Origin of the sequence: Pseudomonas sp. LAIL14HWK12:I7 (assembly GCF_000483465.1) — a bacterium.
GTDB classification, from domain to species: Bacteria; Pseudomonadota; Gammaproteobacteria; order Pseudomonadales; family Pseudomonadaceae; genus Aquipseudomonas; species Aquipseudomonas kermanshahensis.
In genome coordinates, this window is the sequence record NZ_AXYZ01000001.1 from 431,133 (window position 1) to 449,283 (window position 18,151).

The window sequence follows — 18,151 nt, forward strand, 5'->3', positions numbered from 1 at the left end:
GTCAGCCGCTTCGGCCGACAATGAGCGTTCTGGCTTGTTGTTGGTCGAAGTTCTGCGCCAGCATGGCCACGGCTTCCATGGCGCTTGAGCGCACGCTGGCGCCCTCGGCGCCAAGCGTCTGTTCGGCCACGATGCTGTGCACCTGGTTGATCCCGACGAAGCGGAACCACGCATCGAGGAAGGGTTTTTCCAGGCCGAACGCCTGGTCGGGCGTCTGGGAGTCGGGGCCATAACCCAGCCCGCGGGTGTAGATGGCCACCGCCCGGCGCCCACCCAGCATGCCGTTCAACCCCTGTTCATCGAAGGTGAACAACACGCCCTTGTGCGAAATGGCGTCGATCAAGTGTTTGAGTTTGTAGGGGATGCCGAAATTCCACAGCGGGACGCTGAACACCACTGTATCTGCCCGGTGGAAGCGTTTGGCGAGGGTTTTGATCTGTGCCCAGGCGGCGTTTTGCGCGGGGGAAAGCGGCGCATCGACAAGCCCGGCGTACTTGGCCGCCAGCAGGTCGCCATCCACTTCGGGCAGCTCGCATTCCCAAGGGTCCAGGCGGTCAACCTCCACGGTTTTGCGCTCGGCCAACGCGGCCAGGAACACTTCGGCAATCTGAGCGGAAACCGAGCGTTCGCCTCTCGGCGATGCACACACATAAAGAACACGTTCAACCACGGGGCTACTCCTGTCAGCGTCGATGGCATTTCCCTGGCGATATACGGCACAGGGGGAGCGCAAAGTTTGCGGCACGGTGTCCGTGGGGTTGAGCGAGGAGATGGTCAAAGCCCCGATCATCGATTGCCTGCGTCGGTTTTCCGTGGCACACCCCGATGCCGAGGTTGCCCTGCAGGTCGGCTTGACCGGCGAGTTGCTCGCGCTCATGCACGCGGGTGGGCTGGATATCGTGCTGGGGAGCCGCTGCGGCAGTGATGAGCGTGGCGAGGTGCTCTGGTCCGAGCCGTTGGTCTGGGCGAGAGGGCCGCTGGCGCTGGGCACCGATGATGCGACCTTACCTCTACCTTTGGCGGTGTTTTCCGATCAATGCCCCTACCGTGCGGCGGCCATCGAAGCGTTGGCGCGTGCAGGGCGACAATGGCGGATCGTTTGCCAGAGCCCCAGTGCCGGGGGGCTGATGACTGCCGTAAGCGGCGGGCTTGGGGTAACCCCGGTCACCCGCTCATGCGCACTGGCCGCAGGCCTGCAGGAAGTGGCGACACTGCCCGCACTGCCTCACGCGCAGTTCATGCTGACCTCGACGGCGAAGCCAAAGCGCTCGGCGGCCCTGCTGCTGGCGCAATTGCGCCACTGCGCTTCGCGTGGGGAAGATAGTTGAAAGCGCTGGGGCCGCTCGGCGGCCCATCGCCGGCAAGCCGGCTCCCACCCGAACTGTGTAGCCTCCAAGGCTAGCGGCGCACCTGTGGGAGCCGGCTTGCCGGCGATGGGCTGCAAAGCAGCCCCAATACACTCATCAGAGCCTTACAGCCCGTCGAGCATCGCCTTGTTACGCACCGCACCTTTGTCGGCACTGGTCGCCAGCAGGGCGTAGGCCTTGAGCGCGGTGGTCACTTTGCGCGGACGCACTTCGGCGGGCTTCCAGCCTTTCTTGTCCTGCTCGACCCGGCGCTCTGCCAGCTCTTCGTCGCTGACCAGCAGGTTGATCGAACGGTTGGGGATGTCGATCAACACCTTGTCGCCGTCGCGCACCAGGCCAATGGCGCCGCCTGCAGCGGCTTCCGGCGAGGCGTGGCCGATCGACAGGCCCGAGGTACCGCCCGAGAAGCGGCCGTCGGTGAGCAGGGCGCAGGCCTTGCCCAGGCCTTTGGATTTCAAGTACGAGGTCGGGTAGAGCATCTCTTGCATGCCCGGGCCGCCCTTCGGGCCTTCGTAACGGATGATGACGATGTCACCGGCCTTCACTTCGTCGGCGAGGATGCCGCGCACGGCGCTGTCCTGGCTTTCGAAGATTTTCGCGCTGCCTTCGAACACATGGATCGACTCGTCGACACCGGCGGTCTTCACCACGCAACCGTCGAGGGCGATGTTGCCGTACAGCACCGCCAGGCCACCCTCTTGCGAGTAGGCGTGTTCGAAGCTGCGGATGCAGCCGTTTTCACGGTCGTCGTCGAGGGTTTCCCAACGGGTCGACTGGCTGAATGCGGTTTGGGTCGGGATGCCCGCCGGGCCGGCTTTGAAGAAGGTGTGCACCGCTTCGTCGTCGGTCTGGGTGATGTCCCACTTGGCGATGGCTTCTTCCATGCTGCGGCTGTGCACGGTCGGCAGGTCGGTGTGCAGCAGGCCGCCACGGGCCAGCGAGCCGAGGATGCTGAAGATGCCGCCGGCGCGGTGCACGTCTTCCATGTGGTACTTCTGGATGTTCGGCGCCACCTTGCACAGCTGCGGCACTGTGCGCGACAAGCGGTCGATGTCCCGCAGGTCGAACGCCACCTCGCCTTCCTGGGCCGCGGCCAGCAGGTGCAGGATGGTGTTGGTCGAACCGCCCATGGCGATGTCCAGCATCATGGCGTTTTCGAAGGCCTTGAAGTTGGCGATGCTGCGCGGCAGGACCGACTCGTCGTTCTCGCCGTAGTAGCGCTTGCACAACTCGACGATGGTGCGGCCGGCAGTGAGGAACAGCTGCTCGCGGTCGGAGTGGGTGGCCAGGGTCGAGCCGTTGCCCGGCAGGGCCAGGCCCAGGGCTTCGGTCAGGCAGTTCATCGAGTTGGCGGTGAACATGCCAGAGCACGAACCGCAGGTCGGGCAGGCGCTGCGCTCGTATTCGGCAACCTTCTCGTCGGAGGCCGTGGAGTCAGCCGCGATGACCATCGCGTCGACCAGGTCCAGGCCGTGGTTGGCCAGCTTGGTCTTGCCGGCTTCCATCGGGCCGCCGGACACGAAGATCACCGGGATGTTCAGGCGCAGGGCGGCCATCAGCATGCCGGGGGTGATCTTGTCGCAGTTCGAGATGCAGACAATGGCGTCGGCACAGTGGGCGTTGACCATGTACTCCACGGCGTCGGCGATGATCTCGCGGCTTGGCAGCGAATACAGCATGCCGTCGTGGCCCATGGCGATGCCGTCGTCGACCGCGATGGTGTTGAATTCCTTGGCCACGCCACCGGCGCGCTCGATCTCACGGGCAACCAGCTGGCCCAGGTCCTTCAGGTGCACGTGGCCCGGGACGAACTGGGTGAACGAGTTGGCGATGGCGATGATCGGTTTCTTGAAATCTTCGTCCTTCATCCCGGTGGCGCGCCACAGGGCTCGGGCGCCAGCCATGTTGCGGCCTTGGGTGGAAGTCTTGGAACGATAATCAGGCATGAAGCACTCCTGGCGGCTTAATCAGGTCACAAAAAGGGGAGTGAGCTTCTCTTGTCCTATGCGCCTTAGGCCGGTTGCCACTGGCACGGATGGGGCCGAAGACACCACGGGATCGCCGCGTGCTCGACCAGAGCTCATAAACCCGCCGGGGATGACTGGCGATGAATAGGCCGATTCTACACCGCTGGCGCTGTGAGGGAATGGCGATGTGTCTGGGCGGTGGCTTTCGCCTCATGACCGGTCGCTTGTAGGACGCTTCTGAAACGCCGGTTCAGGGGCTGACCTGCCCGCCCAAGCTGACTATGATCCGCCCGCCGCATGTGCGGCTTCACGAGATACACCCTCAATGGACCTTCCCAGTTTCAGTTCATACCGAACTCGCAAATTGGCACTGAGCGCGTCGTCGCCAGGGCTTCCGAAGGCTTGAGCCCGTGTGGCTGAGGTGTGCGGGTGCCTGCGTCGGCGCCTGGAGAACCTCATGCAGCACACCTCCGATACGCTCGTTTCACCCCTTGACCTGCGCCAGGCCGCCCAGGCCCGTCGTGACGACCTGCTTCACCCGCAAGGCTACCCCGAAGGCACGGCCGGTTACCTGATGACCAGTGAGTACTCGTGCCTGGATGCCGGCCTTAGCGCCAGCCAGGCCATCGACATGCTGCGCCGCGAGGCCGCCGATGCCGAAACCATCTACCAGTCCTATGTGCTCGACGGGCAGCGCAACCTGCTCGGGACCTTGTCCTTGCGCGAGTTGATCCTCGCGGCGCCTGAGGCGCTGATTGATCACATCATGGTGCACAAGGTCATTTGCGTCTGTACCACGACCCGTCAGGAAGACGTGGCCCGCTTGATCCGCGAGCACGACCTGCTGGCTGTGCCGGTGCTGGACGAGGCCGGGCGGCTGGTGGGCCTGGTGACCTGCGACGATGCACTTGATGTGGTCGTCGATGAGGCCACCGAGGACTTCCACAAAGGCGCCTCCATCACCAACCATGTGGGCAACCTGCGCGATGCCACCGTCAGCCTGCTGTACCGCAAACGGGTGCTGTGGCTGGTGTTGCTGGTCTTTGGCAACCTGTTCTCGGGGGCGGGGATTGCGGCGTTCGAGGAAACCATTGCCGCGCACATCGTGCTGGTGTTCTTCCTGCCGCTGCTGGTGGACAGCGGGGGCAATGCCGGGGCGCAGTCGGCGACCTTGATGGTGCGGGGCCTGGCGACGGGCGAAGTGTACATGCGTGATTGGCTGCGCATGCTCGGGCGCGAGTGCGGGGTTGCGCTGGCGCTGGGGGCGACCATGGCCGTGGCGGTGGCATCGCTGGGCGTGCTGCGCGGTGGGGTGGACATTGCCCTGATCGTTGCCAGCAGCATGCTGGTGATCGTGTTGCTGGGTAGCCTGATCGGCATGAGCCTGCCGTTCATGTTCACCAAGCTGAAGCTCGACCCGGCGACGGCCAGTGGCCCGCTGGTGACCTCGATTGCCGATGCGGCGGGGGTGCTGGTGTACTTTGGGATCGCGTCGTACGTGCTGGATATCTGACAGAGCGCATCCCTTAGAGCCCAAGCTCGACCCCTGTGGGAGCGGGTTTACCCGCGAATGCGAGGGTGAATGCACCGACGCTTTCGCGGGTAAACCCGCTCCCACAGGGGGTGGAGGTAATGCACGCTTCAGTGATTGCCCAATCAGCTGTTAGGCAGCAACCGGCAGGTAATGCTCTTGATGTAGCGGGTTTCGGCAATGGCCGGGTGCACCGGGTGGTCCGGGCCTTGGCCGCCGCGCTCGAGCAGTTGCATGTTGCGGTCCAGGTGGCGGGCGCTGGTCAGCAGGATGTTGTTCAGGTCATCCTCGGGCAGGTGCATCGAGCACGAGGCGCTGACCAGAATGCCGTCCTTGTTGAGCATGCGCATGGCCTGTTCGTTGAGGCGGCGGTAGGCCGCTTCGCCGTTTTTCAGGTCTTTCTTGCGCTTGATGAAGGCGGGTGGGTCGGCAATGATCACGTCGAAGCGTTCTTCGGCGGCCTTCAGCTCGCGCAGCGCTTCAAATACGTCACCTTCGATGCAGGTCAGTTTCTCGCTGATGCCGTTGAGCGCGGCATTGCGCTCGACGCCGTCCAGGGCAAAAGCCGACGCATCGACACAGAACACTTCGCTGGCGCCAAACGCGCCGGCTTGCACACCCCAGCCACCGATGTAGCTGAACAGGTCGAGCACGCGCTTGCCTTTGACGTAGGGCGCCAGGCGTGCGCGGTTCATGCGGTGGTCGTAGAACCAGCCGGTCTTCTGGCCTTCACGTACCGGTGCTTCGAACTTGACACCGTTTTCTTCCAGCGGGACCCAGTCCGGCACTTCGCCGTAGACGGTTTCGACGTAGCGCTGCAGGCCTTCGGCATCACGCGCGGCGGAATCGTTCTTGAACAAGATGCCGCTTGGCTTGAGCACTTGCACCAGGGCGGCGATCACGTCGTCCTTGTGCAGTTCCATGGTGGCCGACGCCAGTTGGACCACGAGGATGTCGAAGAAACGGTCGACCACCAGGCCTGGCAGCAGGTCGGAGTCGCCGTAGACCAGGCGGTAGCACGGCTTGTCGAACAGGCGCTCACGCAGCGACAGGGCGACGTTGAGGCGGTGTACCAGCAGCGACTTGTCCAGCGGCAGCTTGATGTCGCGCGACAGCAGGCGCGCGCAGATCAGGTTGTTCGGGCTCAGCGCCACGATGCCCAGCGGCTTGCCGTTGGCAGCCTCGAGGATCGCTTGCTGGCCGGCCTGGAAACCTTGCAGCGGGGTCGCGGCGACGTCGACTTCATTGCTGTAGACCCACAGGTGGCCGGCGCGCAGGCGGCGGTCGGCATTGGCTTTGAGGCGTAGGCTGGGCAGGGACATGACGTCGCTCCGGGAAAAAAGAGCGGGAGTATACCGTGTTGGCCTTCGCTTCGGGGTCAGGCGCGACAAAGTGCTGGCCAGGGCTAAAGCCAGCCGATCCGGTGTTAGAATTCGCCGTCCTCAACGAGTGTGTACGCATGTCCCAAGAACTCAGCGCCGAACAGATCCAGCAAGCCTTGCAAGGCATCACCATCCCGCCGCAACCGCAGATCATGGTCGACCTGCAGTTCGAGCAGTACATGCCCGACCCAGACCTGGAAACCATCGCCAAGCTGATTTCCCAGGACCCGGGCTTGTCCGGCGCGTTGCTCAAGTTGGTCAACTCCCCGCATTTCGGCCTCTCCAACAAGATCGGCTCGATCCAACGGGCGGTGAACCTGCTGGGCAGCCGTTCGATCATCAACCTGATCAACGCCCAGTCGATCAAAGGCGAAATGAGCGACGAGACCATCGTCACCCTGAACCGCTTCTGGGACACCGCGCAGGATGTGGCCATGACCTGCCTGACCTTGGCCAAGCGCACCGGCATGCAGACGGCTGACGAGGCCTACACCCTCGGGCTGTTCCATGATTGCGGTGTGCCGCTGATGCTCAAGCGCTTCCCCAACTACATGGAGGTGCTGGAAGAGGCCTATGCCGAGGCCAGCGCCGAAACGCGGGTGGTCGATACGGAAAACCGCGCGTTCAACACCAACCACTCGGTGGTGGGGTACTTCACCGCCAAGTCCTGGCGCCTGCCCGAGCACCTTACAGCGGCCATCGCGAACCACCATAACGCCTTGGCCGTGTTCCGCGACGAGTCTTCGCGCAATACCCAGAGCCAGCTGAAGAACCTGCTGGCAGTGCTGAAGATGGCCGAGCACATCTGCGCGTCCTACCGGGTACTGGGCAGCCAGAGCGTCGACCACGAATGGGAAGTGGTCGGGCCACTGGTGCTCGACTACATTGGCTTGTCGGACTACGACTTCGAAAACCTCAAACAGAATATTCGAGAGCTGGGCGGGCACTGACACATGCCGGAACTACCCGAAGTAGAAACCACCCGGCGCGGCATTGCGCCTCATCTGGAAGGCCAGCGGGTCAGCCGGGTGGTGGTGCGTGACCGGCGCCTGCGCTGGCCGATCCCCGAAGACCTGGACGTGCGCTTGTCGGGGCAGCGTATCGTCAGCGTCGAGCGGCGGGCCAAGTACCTGTTGATCAATGCCGAGGTCGGTACCTTGATCAGCCATTTGGGCATGTCGGGCAATTTGCGCCTGGTCGAGCTCGGCCTGCCGGCGGCCAAGCACGAGCACGTGGATATCGAGCTGGAGTCGGGGCTGATGCTGCGCTACACCGACCCGCGCCGTTTCGGCGCCATGCTCTGGAGCCTCGACCCGCTCAACCACGAACTGCTGCTGCGTCTGGGGCCAGAGCCGTTGACCGACCTGTTCGATGGCGAGCGTTTGTTCCAGCTGTCGCGTGGGCGCTCGATGGCGGTCAAGCCGTTCATCATGGATAACGCCATCGTCGTGGGGGTGGGCAACATCTACGCCACCGAAGCGTTGTTTGCTGCGGGCATCGACCCACGCCGCGAGGCGGGCGGTATTTCGCGGGCGCGGTACCTGAAGCTGGCCATCGAGATCAAACGCGTGCTGGCAGCGGCCATCGAGCAGGGCGGCACGACCTTGCGTGATTTCATCGGTGGGGACGGGCAGCCGGGCTACTTCCAGCAGGAACTGTTCGTCTACGGGCGGGGCGGGATGCCGTGCAAGCTGTGTGGCACGACCTTGCGCGAGGTGAAGCTCGGCCAGCGGGCAAGCGTGTTTTGCCCACGCTGCCAGCGCTGAACCACTGTGGGATGTAAGCGCGCCCTGTAGGAGCAGCCTTGCGCTGCGAAGAGGCCGGTGAACGCAGCGAGGTTTTGCAGCGTTTTCACCGGCCTCTTCGCAGCGCAAGGCTGCTCCTACAGAGGAGCGTGCATGCCCTGAGGTCGGCGCTTATCAGGCCTTGCCCGTAATCAGGCGATACTTGGCCATCAGCTGCTCTTCGGTCTCTGGGTGCGCTTCATCCAGGGGGATGCAGTCGACCGGGCAGACCTGCTGGCACTGGGGCTCGTCGTAATGACCCACGCACTGGGTGCACAAGTTAGGGTCGATCACGTAGATCTCTTCGCCTTGGGAGATGGCCTCGTTCGGGCACTCGGGTTCGCAGACGTCGCAGTTGATGCAATCGTCGGTGATGATCAGGGACATGGGGACTCCGGCCGGGGCTCTCAGCCCGGGCATGTTCAACGCTGTGGGCACAATTGTGCCGCATTCGCGCCCGCAGTGCACGCGGGCGCGATGATCAGGCGTGCAGGCTTACTTCTTGAACCGTTCGGTCAGCGCCTCAGCCACTACGGGGTGGACGAATTTGCTGATATCGCCCCCCAATGCCGCAATTTCCCGGACCAACGTCGAGGAAATGAACGAATAACGCTCCGAAGGCGTCAGGAACAGGCTCTCAACATCGGGTGCCAGTTGCCGGTTCATGTTCGCCAGCTGGAACTCATACTCGAAGTCGGAGACCGCGCGCAGGCCACGCAGGAAGACGTTGGCGCCCTGTTCCTTGGCAAAATGCGCCAACAGGGAAGAGAAGCCGATGACTTCGACATTGGGCAGGTGCTTGGTGACCTCACGGGCCAGCGCAACCCGTTGTTCCAGCGGGAACAGGGGGTTTTTCTTCGGGCTGGCCGCCACTGCGATAATCACGTGGTCGAAGAGCCGCGAGGCGCGCTCGACCAAGTCGCCATGGCCTTTGGTAATGGGGTCGAAAGTACCCGGGTACAACACTCGGTTCATCGCGTCATCCTGGCTGGAGTGCGTTGGGGAGTCGGATGGTAGCGCAGCGATAGCGCCCGGCCAAGTCATGCGGCCGGCTGATGGCACTATAGACAGTGGGTGCATTCGTTGTCATGCGTTGTGTGCCAGGCGGGCGATCAGGGCCTCGGTGAGCTTGGCGCTGATGGCGTACACCGACAATTGCGGGTTGGCGCCGATGCTGGTGGGGAACAGCGAGCCGTCGTGAATCGACAGGTTTTCCAGCTGGTGATGCTGGCCCAGGCTGTTGCACACCGCGTGTCGCGGGTCTTCACCCAGGGCACAGCCGCCCATCACGTGGGCGCTGCCCAGGCGTGTGCGGAACGGCGCCAGTGGCAGGCCGTCGATCATCGCCAGGGCTTCGCCAAGGTTGTTGGCGTAGCGGGCATCACTGTGTACCGGCAACACCTGCTCGGCCCCGGCGGCAAACTGTATCTGCGCCATGCTGCGGTAGGCGCGGCGCAAACCGTCGCGCAGGTAGTCATTGACCGGGTAATCCAGCACGGGCGAGCCATCGCCACGCAGCTCAACCGTGCCACCCTGGCTTTCTGGGTGGAAGCCATCGCGCAGCAACGCCAGCATCACGTGGGTATGCGGCAGCGCGGCCATGCGCTGGGCATTTTCGCTGCCATGCCCGCCCAGCAGGGTGCTGGCCAGGGCCGGGTGCAGCGGGGGCACTTCCAGTTTGTAGCCGACCGGGCCGCCGCTGCCGCCCAGCCATTGGAAGTGATCGCTGTAGATGGACTGCGGGGCACCGTAATAGGGGTCGATGCGCGCCTTGAACCGTCCCGCGCTGAAGTTGACCAGGTGCAGGAAGGTGCGTTTGCCCAGGCGGGCGTGTGGGTCGGGAGCGTTGGAGCGCAGCAGCAGGGCTGGGCTGTTGATACCGCCCCCGGCGAGGAGGTAGTGGCGGGCGCGCACGCTGATCTGCCGGCCGGTGGGGTTTATCCCTTGGGCATCCAGGGCTGTGCACTGCAACTGGGTAATGCGCTCGCCGTTGTGCTCGAAGCGCTCGGCACGCGCAAGATAGAGCAGCTCGCCGCCCTGGTCGAGGGTGGCTGGAATAGTCGTCACCAGCATCGATTGCTTGGCGTTGACCGGGCAGCCCATGCCGCAATAGCCAAGGTTCCAGCAACCCCGCACGTTGCGCGGGATTACCGCCCAGCGATAGCCGAGTTGTTCGCAGCCACGGCGCAGGACCTCGTTGTTGGCGTTGGGTGGCAAGGCCCAAGGGCTGATGCCCAGCTGCTGTTCGATGCGCTCGAACCACGGGGCTAGCGCCTCGTTGCCCAAGCCATTGACCTGGTGCTCCCGGGCCCAATGGGCCAGGGTCTGTGGCGGCGTGCGAAAGCTCGAGGTCCAATTCACCAGCGTGGTGCCGCCCACGGCGCGGCCCTGCAGAATGGTGATGGCGCCGTCCTTGCTCATGCGGCCGAGGCCTTCCTGGTAGAGGCTGGCGTAGGCCTCGCTCTCCAGCAGGTGGAAGTCGCTGCTGGTCTTCAGGGGGCCTTCTTCGATTAGCAGCACCTTGAACCCCGCGGCGCTGAGCAACTGCGCGCTGGTGGCGCCGCCAGCGCCGCTGCCGATTACGGCGACATCGGCCTGCAGGGCCAGGTCATGCGCCAGGCGCGAGCCGTCGTGGGTGATCCAGCCGCGTTCGAGGCCTTGGCGAAACGGGTCGATTACAGGCATTGGCAAGGCTCTTGTGGTCGTCAGATCTTCGGTGGCCCTGGGTAGCCGCAGGCAGCCCAGGCTTCCGGCCGTTCATACCAGGCCATCTGCAGCAATTGCAGCAGCGAGACGTGGCCCATGCGCAGCAGGTTCAGCGAACTGTCCTGCCAGCGTTGCAGAAACGCGTTGATCTGCTCGCTGCTGGCCTGCTGCCAGGCGCCCCACACGCCAGTCAGCGGGCCACGGGTCAGCGGCAGGCTGAGCACGTCGAACAGTTGCCGGGTGAGCTTGAGCATTTCTGGCGACAGCGCCGCCAGTTTGTGATCGAGGCTGTGCAGCACCAGCGCCTCGACGGCCTGGGTGCCGGCCAGTACCACCGGGATCAGCGCGCTCAACAGGGGCAGGTCGTCATCACGTAGCACCTTGTAACCGGGCGCGGCCGACTGTGCCGTGCAGCCGACCAGGCTGGTGGTGGCGAGGAAGGCGCTGGCGCCCAGGCTGAAGCGGAGCAAGTCGCGACGCTGCATGGGCTTGGGCTCAGCGGATGAACAGCTTGTAGACCAGACGCTGCAAGGCCTTGCCATACGGTGGGTAAATCAGGCGGGCAGCGTTCAGGCGCTGTTTGGCCAGCACGGCCTTGGCCTTGCTGAAGGTCAGAAAACCCTCGTGGCCGTGGTAGTGGCCCATGCCGGAAGGCCCGATGCCGCCAAAGGGCAGGTCGTCCTGGGCCACATGCAGCAGGGTGTCGTTCAGGCAAACACCGCCGGAGTGGCTGTGGCGCAGCACGTGTTCCTGTTCGCTGCGGTCGTAGCCGAAGTAGTAAAGAGCCAGTGGGCGAGGGCGCTGGTTGATGTAGGCCAATGCCTGGTCGAGGCTGTCGTAGGGCACCAGCGGCAGCAGCGGGCCGAAGATTTCGTCCTGCATCACCTGCATCTCGTCGTTCACGTGCAGCAGCAGGTGAGGGGGCAGGCGTCGTCCCTGGCGCGGCTCACCTGGGTACAGGTCGAGCACCTGGGCGCCTTGGTCGCGGGCGTCGTCCAGCAAGTGCTGCAGGCGCTGCAACTGCCGCGGGTTGATGATGGCGGTGTAGTCGGGGTTGTCGGCGATACGCGGGAACAGGCGGTGGACGGCGGACTGGTAAGCGTCACTGAAGGCCCCCAGCCGCTCGCGCGGTACCAGCACGTAGTCGGGGGCCACGCAGGTTTGGCCGGCGTTCAGGGTTTTGCCGAAGGCGATGCGCTCGGCCGCGCTGTCCAGGGGTACGCTGGCCGAGACGATGGCCGGGGATTTGCCGCCCAGCTCCAGGGTGACCGGGGTCAGGTTGTGCGCCGCGGCCAGCATCACTTGGCGGCCGACGCTGGTTGCACCGGTGAACAGCAGGTGGTCGAACGGCAGGCGGGCAAAGGCCTGGGCAACCTCGACCTCACCCAACACCACGCTGACCAGGTCTTCGGGGAACACGCGCGCCAGCAACTGCTGGAGGGCCAGGGCGCTGGCGGGCGTTGCTTCGCTGAGCTTGAGCATGACCCGGTTGCCGGCGGCCAGGGCACAGGTCAGCGGGCCAATGGCGAGAAACAGCGGGTAGTTCCACGGCACGATGATGCCGACCACGCCCAGCGGTTGATAGCGCACCTGCGCGCTGGCGGGCTGAAAGGCCAGGCCGACGCGGCGCCGGCTGGCGCGCATCCAGCGTCGCAGGTGCTTTTCGGCGTGGCGCAGGCCCTGGACCGAGGGCAGCAATTCAGCCAACAAGGTTTCATCGGCGCTGCGCCCGTCAAAGTCTTGATCGATGGCTTCGATCAGCTGCGTTTGCTCGGCCAGCAGTGCCTCGCGCAGGCTCTTCAGCCATTGCCGGCGCTGGGCTGCCGGGGGGGCGGGGTTACCCGCAAAGGCCAGGCGTTGGGCGGCGAACCTCGCCGTCAGGTCGAGGTCGGAATGCACAGGAGGCACGTCAACGGGCGAGGTCATATCGGCTCGAATCCGGGCAGGAAATCCCTAGAGCCTATACTCTAATCCGAACGATCGTGCGAATTTTTCGTTGGCGTCGAGCGGTGTATTCCACACCGGATACGCCTTAAGATGGCCCTTTGATCAAGGCCCGCAGACTGGGAGCTGAGCATGGCCCCGCGCATGAAGACCCGAGAGCGCATCGTGCAGAACAGCCTGGAGCTGTTCAACCAGCAGGGCGAACGTAGCGTCAGTACCAACCACATTGCCGCGCACATGGAAATTTCGCCCGGCAACCTGTATTACCACTTCCCCAACAAGCAGGCGATCATCGCCCTGTTGTTCAGCCAGTACGAAGAGCTGGTGGACAGCTTTTTGCGCCCGCCTCAAGGGCGTTGCGCCACCGTGGAAGACAAACGTTTCTACCTCAAGGCCCTGCTCGCGGCGATGTGGAACTACCGCTTCCTGCACCGCGACCTGGAGCACCTGCTGGACAGCGACCCCGAGCTGGCCGCCCGTTACCGGCGGTTTTCCGAGCGCTGCCTGCGTCAGGGCCAAGCGATTTACCGTGGCTTCGTCGACGCCGGGATCCTGGCCATGGCGCCGGCGCAGATCGAGTCGCTGACCATCAACGCCTGGATCGTCCTGACCTCGTGGGTGCGCTTTCTCAGCACCACGCGCGAGCATTCCGCGCACCTGGGTGAAGAAGCCTTCAAGCGGGGCGTCTATCAGGTATTGGTGCTGGAGCTCGGCTTTGTCACCGCAGATGCCCGCAGCGCCGTGGACGCGCTGTGCCAGGAATTCCACGTACCCTTCAACCAGGCCTTGGAACTGTAAACCAGGGCTCGAGTGCTATCGATCAGGAGATTGTCATGCCCCTTGCGCAATTGATCACCCCGGAAAAGTTGGCCGAGCGTCTGGGCTCGCCCGATTTGGTGATCCTCGACTGCCGCTTTGCCCTCGAGGATGTGGATTATGGCCAACGCAGCTATGCCGAGGGGCATATTGCCGGGGCGCACTTCGCTGACCTGGAGCGCGACCTCAGCGGCCCGATAAGCAAGGGGCGTACGGGGCGCCACCCTTTACCCGATGCGGCGCGGCTGGTCGAGCGTCTGCGTGAGTGGGGCGTGGACAATGACAGCGAGGTGGTGCTGTACGACGACGGCCCGGGTGCGTTTGCTGCTCGCGCCTGGTGGTTGCTGGTCTGGTTGGGCAAGCGCAGCGGCGTGTCGATTCTCGATGGCGGGCTCAAGGCATGGCATGCGGCGCACCTGCCGCTGAGCCTGGACCCACCGCTCAAACGTGAAGGGACCTTCAAGGGCGAACCGGACAGCACGCTGCTGATCGATGCCGCGCACCTGGCCAAGCACCTAGGCGATGCCGAGCTGACGCTGATCGACGCCCGCGCGCTGCCGCGCTTCCGGGGTGAAGTCGAGCCGATCGACCCGGTCGCCGGGCACATCCCTGGCGCGCAGTGCGCGGCGTTCACCGACAACCTGGGGGCCGACGGGCGTTTTCTGCCGGCCGAAGCGCTCAAGCAACGGTTCGCAGAAAAACTGGCTGGGCGCTCGCCGGAGCACCTGGTGGCCTACTGTGGGTCGGGCGTGACCGCTTGCCACAACCTGTTTGCCTTGGCACTGGCGGGCTATCCGCTGGGGCGGCTGTATGCGGGCTCGTGGAGCGAATGGATCAACAACCCGGCGCACGGGGTGGCTACCGGGGATTGACCCGGGCCGCCGCTAAGCGCCCTCTACCAGCCACTGCGGAATCCGCCGCTCCAGGTAATACCCCGGGTTGCGCAGGCTGCCATCGACAAAGCCCACATGGCCGCCGCGGTTGTGCAGTTCAAAGTGCGTCTGCGGCGCCAGTTCGCTGGCCAGGGGCAAGCTGTGGCTGGAGACGAATGGGTCGTCGCTGGCGTGGATGATCAGGGTTGGGGTGCGATTCTCACCCAGGAAGAAGCGGCTCGATGAGCGCCGGTAGTAGTCGTGTGCATCGTTGAACCCGTTCAGCGGCGCGGTGACCTTGCCGTCGAAGTCCCAGAAGGTACGCAGGTTGGTCAGCGGCCCCAGCCGTTGCAGCGCCGCCAGCCGCTCATGCTGGCCCTTCTCATGAAAATGCCGCTGCTTCAGTTGCACATAGGCCAACATCTCGCGCATGAAGTGCGCTTGGTAAACCTTCGAAAAGCCTTGGCCGATGCGGTCGGCACACTGGTCCAGACGAAATGGCACCGAGACCGCGACCGCCGCTTCCAGCTGGCTGGCCGGTCCGCTTTCGCCCAAGTACTTGAGCAACACATTGCCACCTAACGAATAACCCACCGCGTAAAGCGGTGCCAATGGGCGCTGGGCGCGCAGGTGGGCGACGATTTCTGCCAGGTCTTCGCTGGCGCCGGAATGGTAGCTGCGCGGCAGCAGGTTCGGCTCGCCCGAGCAACCGCGCCAGTTCACCGCCACACTGGCCCAGCCGCGGCCCTGCAGGGCTTGCTGCAAGCCTTTGACATAGGGCGAGTGGGAGGAACCGGTGAGGCCATGCAGGACCAGCACCAACGGCGCATCCGGTTGGTGCGGGCCGTGCCAGTCGAGGTCGATGAAATCGCCATCGGCCAGCCACAGCCGCTCGCGGTCGCGTTGCAGTTCAGGCAGCTTGCGCCAGAGCGGCCCCCACAGGGTTTGCAGATGGGGGTTGGACAGGCCGACGGCCGGGCGGAACGTGGCAGTGAAACTGGGCATGCTGGGCAACTCGTGATGTGCCTGCCTAGAGTGCCATGAAACGCCGCCGCTGTACCTGCGCTATTGGTCGGAGGCCGGTAGCGGTTGCTGATCGGCAGCCGGGCCGACACTGACCAGCAGCCTGCGCGTCAGGTCTAACCTGCGTTGCATGACGTCACGGACCGCTGCTGGGGTTAGCTCGGCCAAGCGCTCGTTATACGTGTTCAGGTGATCGGCAGGTTGGCGTTGCTGCGTGGTTTCGGTCAGCAGCTCGGCCAGGCGCTTGTTCTGCGCAACCGTGCGCAATAACTGGCCTGCCAGCTGTTGGCAGGCCAGTTGCATCTCGGCCTCGGTCGGCCCATGCAGCACCAAGTCGCGTAGCAAAGCTTCTACCAGGGCTTGCGAGCTTTTCACGTAGGGTGGGGCAATCTCCCACTCGATCGCGAAGAGCCCTCCAACGCGCTTGGGCACCAGTTGGCTGTAGATGTCGTAGGTCAAGCCTTGGTGTTTGCGCAGCGCTTTCATCAAGCGGGAGTCGGACCCCACACTCAGCACCTCGCAGGCCAGCTTCAGGGCAAGGTACTCAGGGTCGTTGGCCGGCACGTCGATGGGCAGCGCAAGAAGAACCGCGTTGCCTGCCCCGGCCTGCTCAATGTTGATTGTGGTGCCCGATGTTAGCGGCGCAGCTGGCAGCTCAGCGGCAGCCCAGCCTTGGGGCAGTGCCTGGCTGATACGCTGTGCCATGGCCTGCGCCTCGATGCGGGACAGATCCCCAACCACGACCATTTCCAGGTTGGTGGCGGAGTAGGCGCGTCGGTGGAACGCTTTCAGGTCAGCAGGCGTGACTGCGTCGAGCACTTGCGCAGTGCTGCCTTGTGGCTGGCCGTAGGGGTGGCCGCTGAAGAGGTGGCGATAGGCTTCGCTGCGTGCTCTGAGCACTGGTTGCCTGGCGCGGGCTGCGTCATGCAGCACCAACTGGCGTTTGACCTTCTCCAGGGCTGGGGCGGGGAAGGCCGGTTGTGCGGCCAGGCTGGTGAACAGCTCGATGGCAGGGTCAAGCAGTGCCTGGGTACTGACAGTGCGCAGGCTCAACGTGGCGTGATCGTGGCGTATCTGCTTTTCAACCACCGCACCCAGCCGCTCGATACGCTGCGCATGTTCGGCGGCATTGAAGCGCAGGCTGCCCTCGTCGAGCATGTACAGCGTCAGGGCCGCCAGGCTGGGTGGGTCAACCGAAGCAGTACCGGCGTTAAAGCGCAGCACCACATCGACGATAGGCAAGCCGCGGGCTTCGACGAACGTGACGCCTGTTCCCGCGTCGGTTCTCCAGGTGTGTACCTCGGTGCGGATGGCCTCGCGCTGTTGCAGGTCCAGCCCTTGGGCGGAGAGTAGGCCGCCGTAGATGCCATGGGCCGCCAGAGGGGGCGATATCCTGTCATTCATGGGCGCGCTCCTTGTTGTGCATGTAGGTGATCGCTGTGCGAGGCGCTGTCAGGTAGGCGACGGCGGCCTGGTGCACCTGTTCGGCCGTCACGGCTTCGAGGGTGGCTCGTTCATCATCCAGCGCAATGGGGTCCAGCCCGCAGGCCGCCTGCCTGCCGATGGCCTGTGCTTGCTCAGCGATGGCGTCCCGGGCAAACAGTTGCCTGGCGAGGAGGCGTGCCTTGGCGCGCTGAAGCGCCTCGATGCTGGGCGGCTGCTGACGAAAGCGTTCGATTTCAGCCAACAGCCTGTCGGCCGCAGCCTCGGGCGTGACGTGCGCGCTACAGAAGGCGTAGAGCGTCAGCAGGCTGTCGCCGCGCCGATACGGCTCGTAAGTTGCCTTCAGGCCTTGCAGCACCTGTTCGTCTATCACCAGCAGGCGGCGGAGGGTGGCGGCGTGGCCTTCGCTGAGGAGATCGGGCAGCAGCCGCAACGCATGGGCTTGCGCGTTGGACGTGGCGGTGCGTTGGCTGGGCAGGTTGAAACTGAGGATCACGCCAGGCCTCAGGCCTTGCAGGTGCAATGTTTGAGCGCGGCGCGTCAGCTCGGCATCCTCGACGGGCGTTTGACGGGGTGGCAGGCGATGGGCGGGGATCACGGCAAAGTGCCGCGCCACCAGTGCCTGCAGTGGCTGCAGCCCTATATCGCCGACGACTGACAAGGTCGCGTTGTTTGGGTGATACCAGGTCTGGTACCAGGTGCGCGCCGCTGCGGGCGTCATGGCGTGGAGATCGGGTGGGTGGCCGATCACCGGCGTTGCGTAGCGGCTGTTGCCGTGGGCTAGCAACTGGTGCTGCTCCATGGCGAGGGCCAAGGGGTTGTTGTCGATATCGACGCGCCGCTCGGCCATGACCACCGCCAGTTCGCGGGCAAAGGGTGCATCGCTGAGCGTGGCAGTGGCCATGGTGTCGGCCATAGCTTCCAGTGCAATCTCCAGCCGGCTGACGGGCAAGGTCAGTGGAAAATATGTGGCGTCTTCCAGCGTGAACGCATTCGGGTCACCGCCGAGGCGGGTCATCAGCGTCGAATATTGCCCGCTGGCCAGCTTGCTGCTGCCCTCGAACAGCAGGTGCTCCAGGACATGGGACAGGCCGCTGTGGCCGTCAGGCTCGTCGATGGAGCCTACGTGGTACCACAGCTGCACGCTGACCAGCGGGGCGCGACGGTCTTCGCGCAGGTAGACGCGCAGGCCATTGGCGAGGGCAAAGGACTGTACCGACGGTGTCGGCTTTGGCGGTTCGGTCATGGTTGAAGTGCTCCAGCAAGAAACGAAGGAGCAGCTTCAGCCAGGGGGCCGGTTGCTGTGCGGTAGCTAA

At 64.4% G+C, this 18,151-nt stretch carries 17 protein-coding genes; 6 read left to right on the forward strand and 11 right to left on the reverse strand.

All coding sequences use genetic code 11. The annotated features are described in order from the left end of the window. Position 1 precedes the first annotated feature (1 nt). Positions 2-670 carry an FMN-dependent NADH-azoreductase gene (locus D886_RS0102040; protein ID WP_027592309.1) on the reverse strand — a complete coding sequence of 223 codons (669 nt, stop codon included), beginning with the start codon at positions 668-670 and terminating at the stop codon, positions 2-4. Positions 671-692: 22 nt separating this feature from the next. On the opposite strand from D886_RS0102040, the gene D886_RS26690 reads away from it, so the two are divergent. Beyond that, positions 693-1,328, forward strand: a complete 636-nt coding sequence (locus D886_RS26690) for a LysR substrate-binding domain-containing protein (protein ID WP_256214912.1) — start codon at positions 693-695, stop codon at positions 1,326-1,328. Positions 1,329-1,471: 143 nt separating this feature from the next. Here D886_RS26690 and ilvD read toward each other — a convergent pair whose 3' ends face one another. Then, positions 1,472-3,313 carry a dihydroxy-acid dehydratase gene (gene ilvD, locus D886_RS0102050; RefSeq protein WP_027592310.1) on the reverse strand — a complete coding sequence of 614 codons (1,842 nt, stop codon included), beginning with the start codon at positions 3,311-3,313 and terminating at the stop codon, positions 1,472-1,474. A gap of 478 nt (positions 3,314-3,791) precedes the next feature. On the opposite strand from ilvD, the gene mgtE reads away from it, so the two are divergent. Then, positions 3,792-4,847 carry a magnesium transporter gene (gene mgtE, locus D886_RS0102055; protein ID WP_027592311.1) on the forward strand — a complete coding sequence of 352 codons (1,056 nt, stop codon included), beginning with the start codon at positions 3,792-3,794 and terminating at the stop codon, positions 4,845-4,847. Between the two features lie 143 nt (positions 4,848-4,990). On the opposite strand, the gene D886_RS0102060 is transcribed toward mgtE, so the two are convergent. Next, entirely contained in the window at positions 4,991-6,187 is a 1,197-nt protein-coding gene (locus tag D886_RS0102060) for a class I SAM-dependent rRNA methyltransferase (protein ID WP_027592312.1), read from the reverse strand. Positions 6,188-6,378: 191 nt separating this feature from the next. On the opposite strand from D886_RS0102060, the gene D886_RS0102065 reads away from it, so the two are divergent. Together D886_RS0102065 and mutM are read left to right on the forward strand one after the other, a co-directional pair. Then, positions 6,379-7,197: an HDOD domain-containing protein gene (locus D886_RS0102065; RefSeq protein WP_172961418.1), complete on the forward strand. Its 819-nt coding sequence runs from the start codon at positions 6,379-6,381 to the stop codon at positions 7,195-7,197. A gap of 3 nt (positions 7,198-7,200) precedes the next feature. Beyond that, positions 7,201-8,013 (forward strand): bifunctional DNA-formamidopyrimidine glycosylase/DNA-(apurinic or apyrimidinic site) lyase, encoded by an 813-nt coding sequence (gene mutM / locus D886_RS0102070; protein ID WP_027592314.1) that lies wholly within the window; start codon positions 7,201-7,203, stop codon positions 8,011-8,013. 153 nt (positions 8,014-8,166) lie between these two features. Here mutM and D886_RS0102075 read toward each other — a convergent pair whose 3' ends face one another. The 5 genes from D886_RS0102075 to D886_RS0102095 all read right to left on the reverse strand — a co-directional run bounded on the left by D886_RS0102075 (position 8,167) and on the right by D886_RS0102095 (position 12,663). Beyond that, a complete protein-coding gene (locus D886_RS0102075) occupies positions 8,167-8,418 on the reverse strand; it encodes a YfhL family 4Fe-4S dicluster ferredoxin (RefSeq protein WP_027592315.1) in 252 nt (83 codons plus the stop codon). Between the two features lie 108 nt (positions 8,419-8,526). Next, positions 8,527-9,006: a pantetheine-phosphate adenylyltransferase gene (gene coaD, locus D886_RS0102080; RefSeq protein ID WP_016489662.1), complete on the reverse strand. Its 480-nt coding sequence runs from the start codon at positions 9,004-9,006 to the stop codon at positions 8,527-8,529. Positions 9,007-9,117: 111 nt separating this feature from the next. Next, positions 9,118-10,716 carry a GMC family oxidoreductase gene (locus D886_RS0102085; RefSeq protein WP_027592316.1) on the reverse strand — a complete coding sequence of 533 codons (1,599 nt, stop codon included), beginning with the start codon at positions 10,714-10,716 and terminating at the stop codon, positions 9,118-9,120. Positions 10,717-10,736: 20 nt separating this feature from the next. Continuing rightward, entirely contained in the window at positions 10,737-11,222 is a 486-nt protein-coding gene (locus tag D886_RS0102090; RefSeq protein ID WP_027592317.1) for a hypothetical protein, read from the reverse strand. Between the two features lie 10 nt (positions 11,223-11,232). Further along, complete coding sequence (locus D886_RS0102095) at positions 11,233-12,663, reverse strand: coniferyl aldehyde dehydrogenase (RefSeq protein ID WP_027592318.1); 1,431 nt, start codon at positions 12,661-12,663, stop codon at positions 11,233-11,235. A gap of 150 nt (positions 12,664-12,813) precedes the next feature. Between D886_RS0102095 and D886_RS0102100 the strand changes: the two genes are divergently transcribed. Both D886_RS0102100 and D886_RS0102105 read left to right on the forward strand, forming a co-directional pair. Next, complete coding sequence (locus tag D886_RS0102100; RefSeq protein WP_027592319.1) at positions 12,814-13,479, forward strand: TetR/AcrR family transcriptional regulator; 666 nt, start codon at positions 12,814-12,816, stop codon at positions 13,477-13,479. Between the two features lie 35 nt (positions 13,480-13,514). Further along, positions 13,515-14,369: a sulfurtransferase gene (locus D886_RS0102105; RefSeq protein ID WP_027592320.1), complete on the forward strand. Its 855-nt coding sequence runs from the start codon at positions 13,515-13,517 to the stop codon at positions 14,367-14,369. 12 nt (positions 14,370-14,381) lie between these two features. Here D886_RS0102105 and D886_RS0102110 read toward each other — a convergent pair whose 3' ends face one another. From D886_RS0102110 to D886_RS0102120, 3 genes are read right to left on the reverse strand one after another with little or no spacing between them, the layout of a single operon-like run. Next, positions 14,382-15,374, reverse strand: coding sequence for a hydrolase (locus tag D886_RS0102110; RefSeq protein ID WP_027592321.1), 993 nt, complete (start codon positions 15,372-15,374; stop codon positions 14,382-14,384). A 60-nt stretch (positions 15,375-15,434) separates the two neighbouring features. Then, complete coding sequence (locus D886_RS0102115; protein WP_027592322.1) at positions 15,435-16,796, reverse strand: pitrilysin family protein; 1,362 nt, start codon at positions 16,794-16,796, stop codon at positions 15,435-15,437. Next, positions 16,789-18,081, reverse strand: a complete 1,293-nt coding sequence (locus D886_RS0102120; protein WP_027592323.1) for a pitrilysin family protein — start codon at positions 18,079-18,081, stop codon at positions 16,789-16,791. Before D886_RS0102120 ends, D886_RS0102115 begins: the two co-directional genes overlap by 8 nt. Between the last annotated feature and the right edge of the window lie 70 nt (positions 18,082-18,151).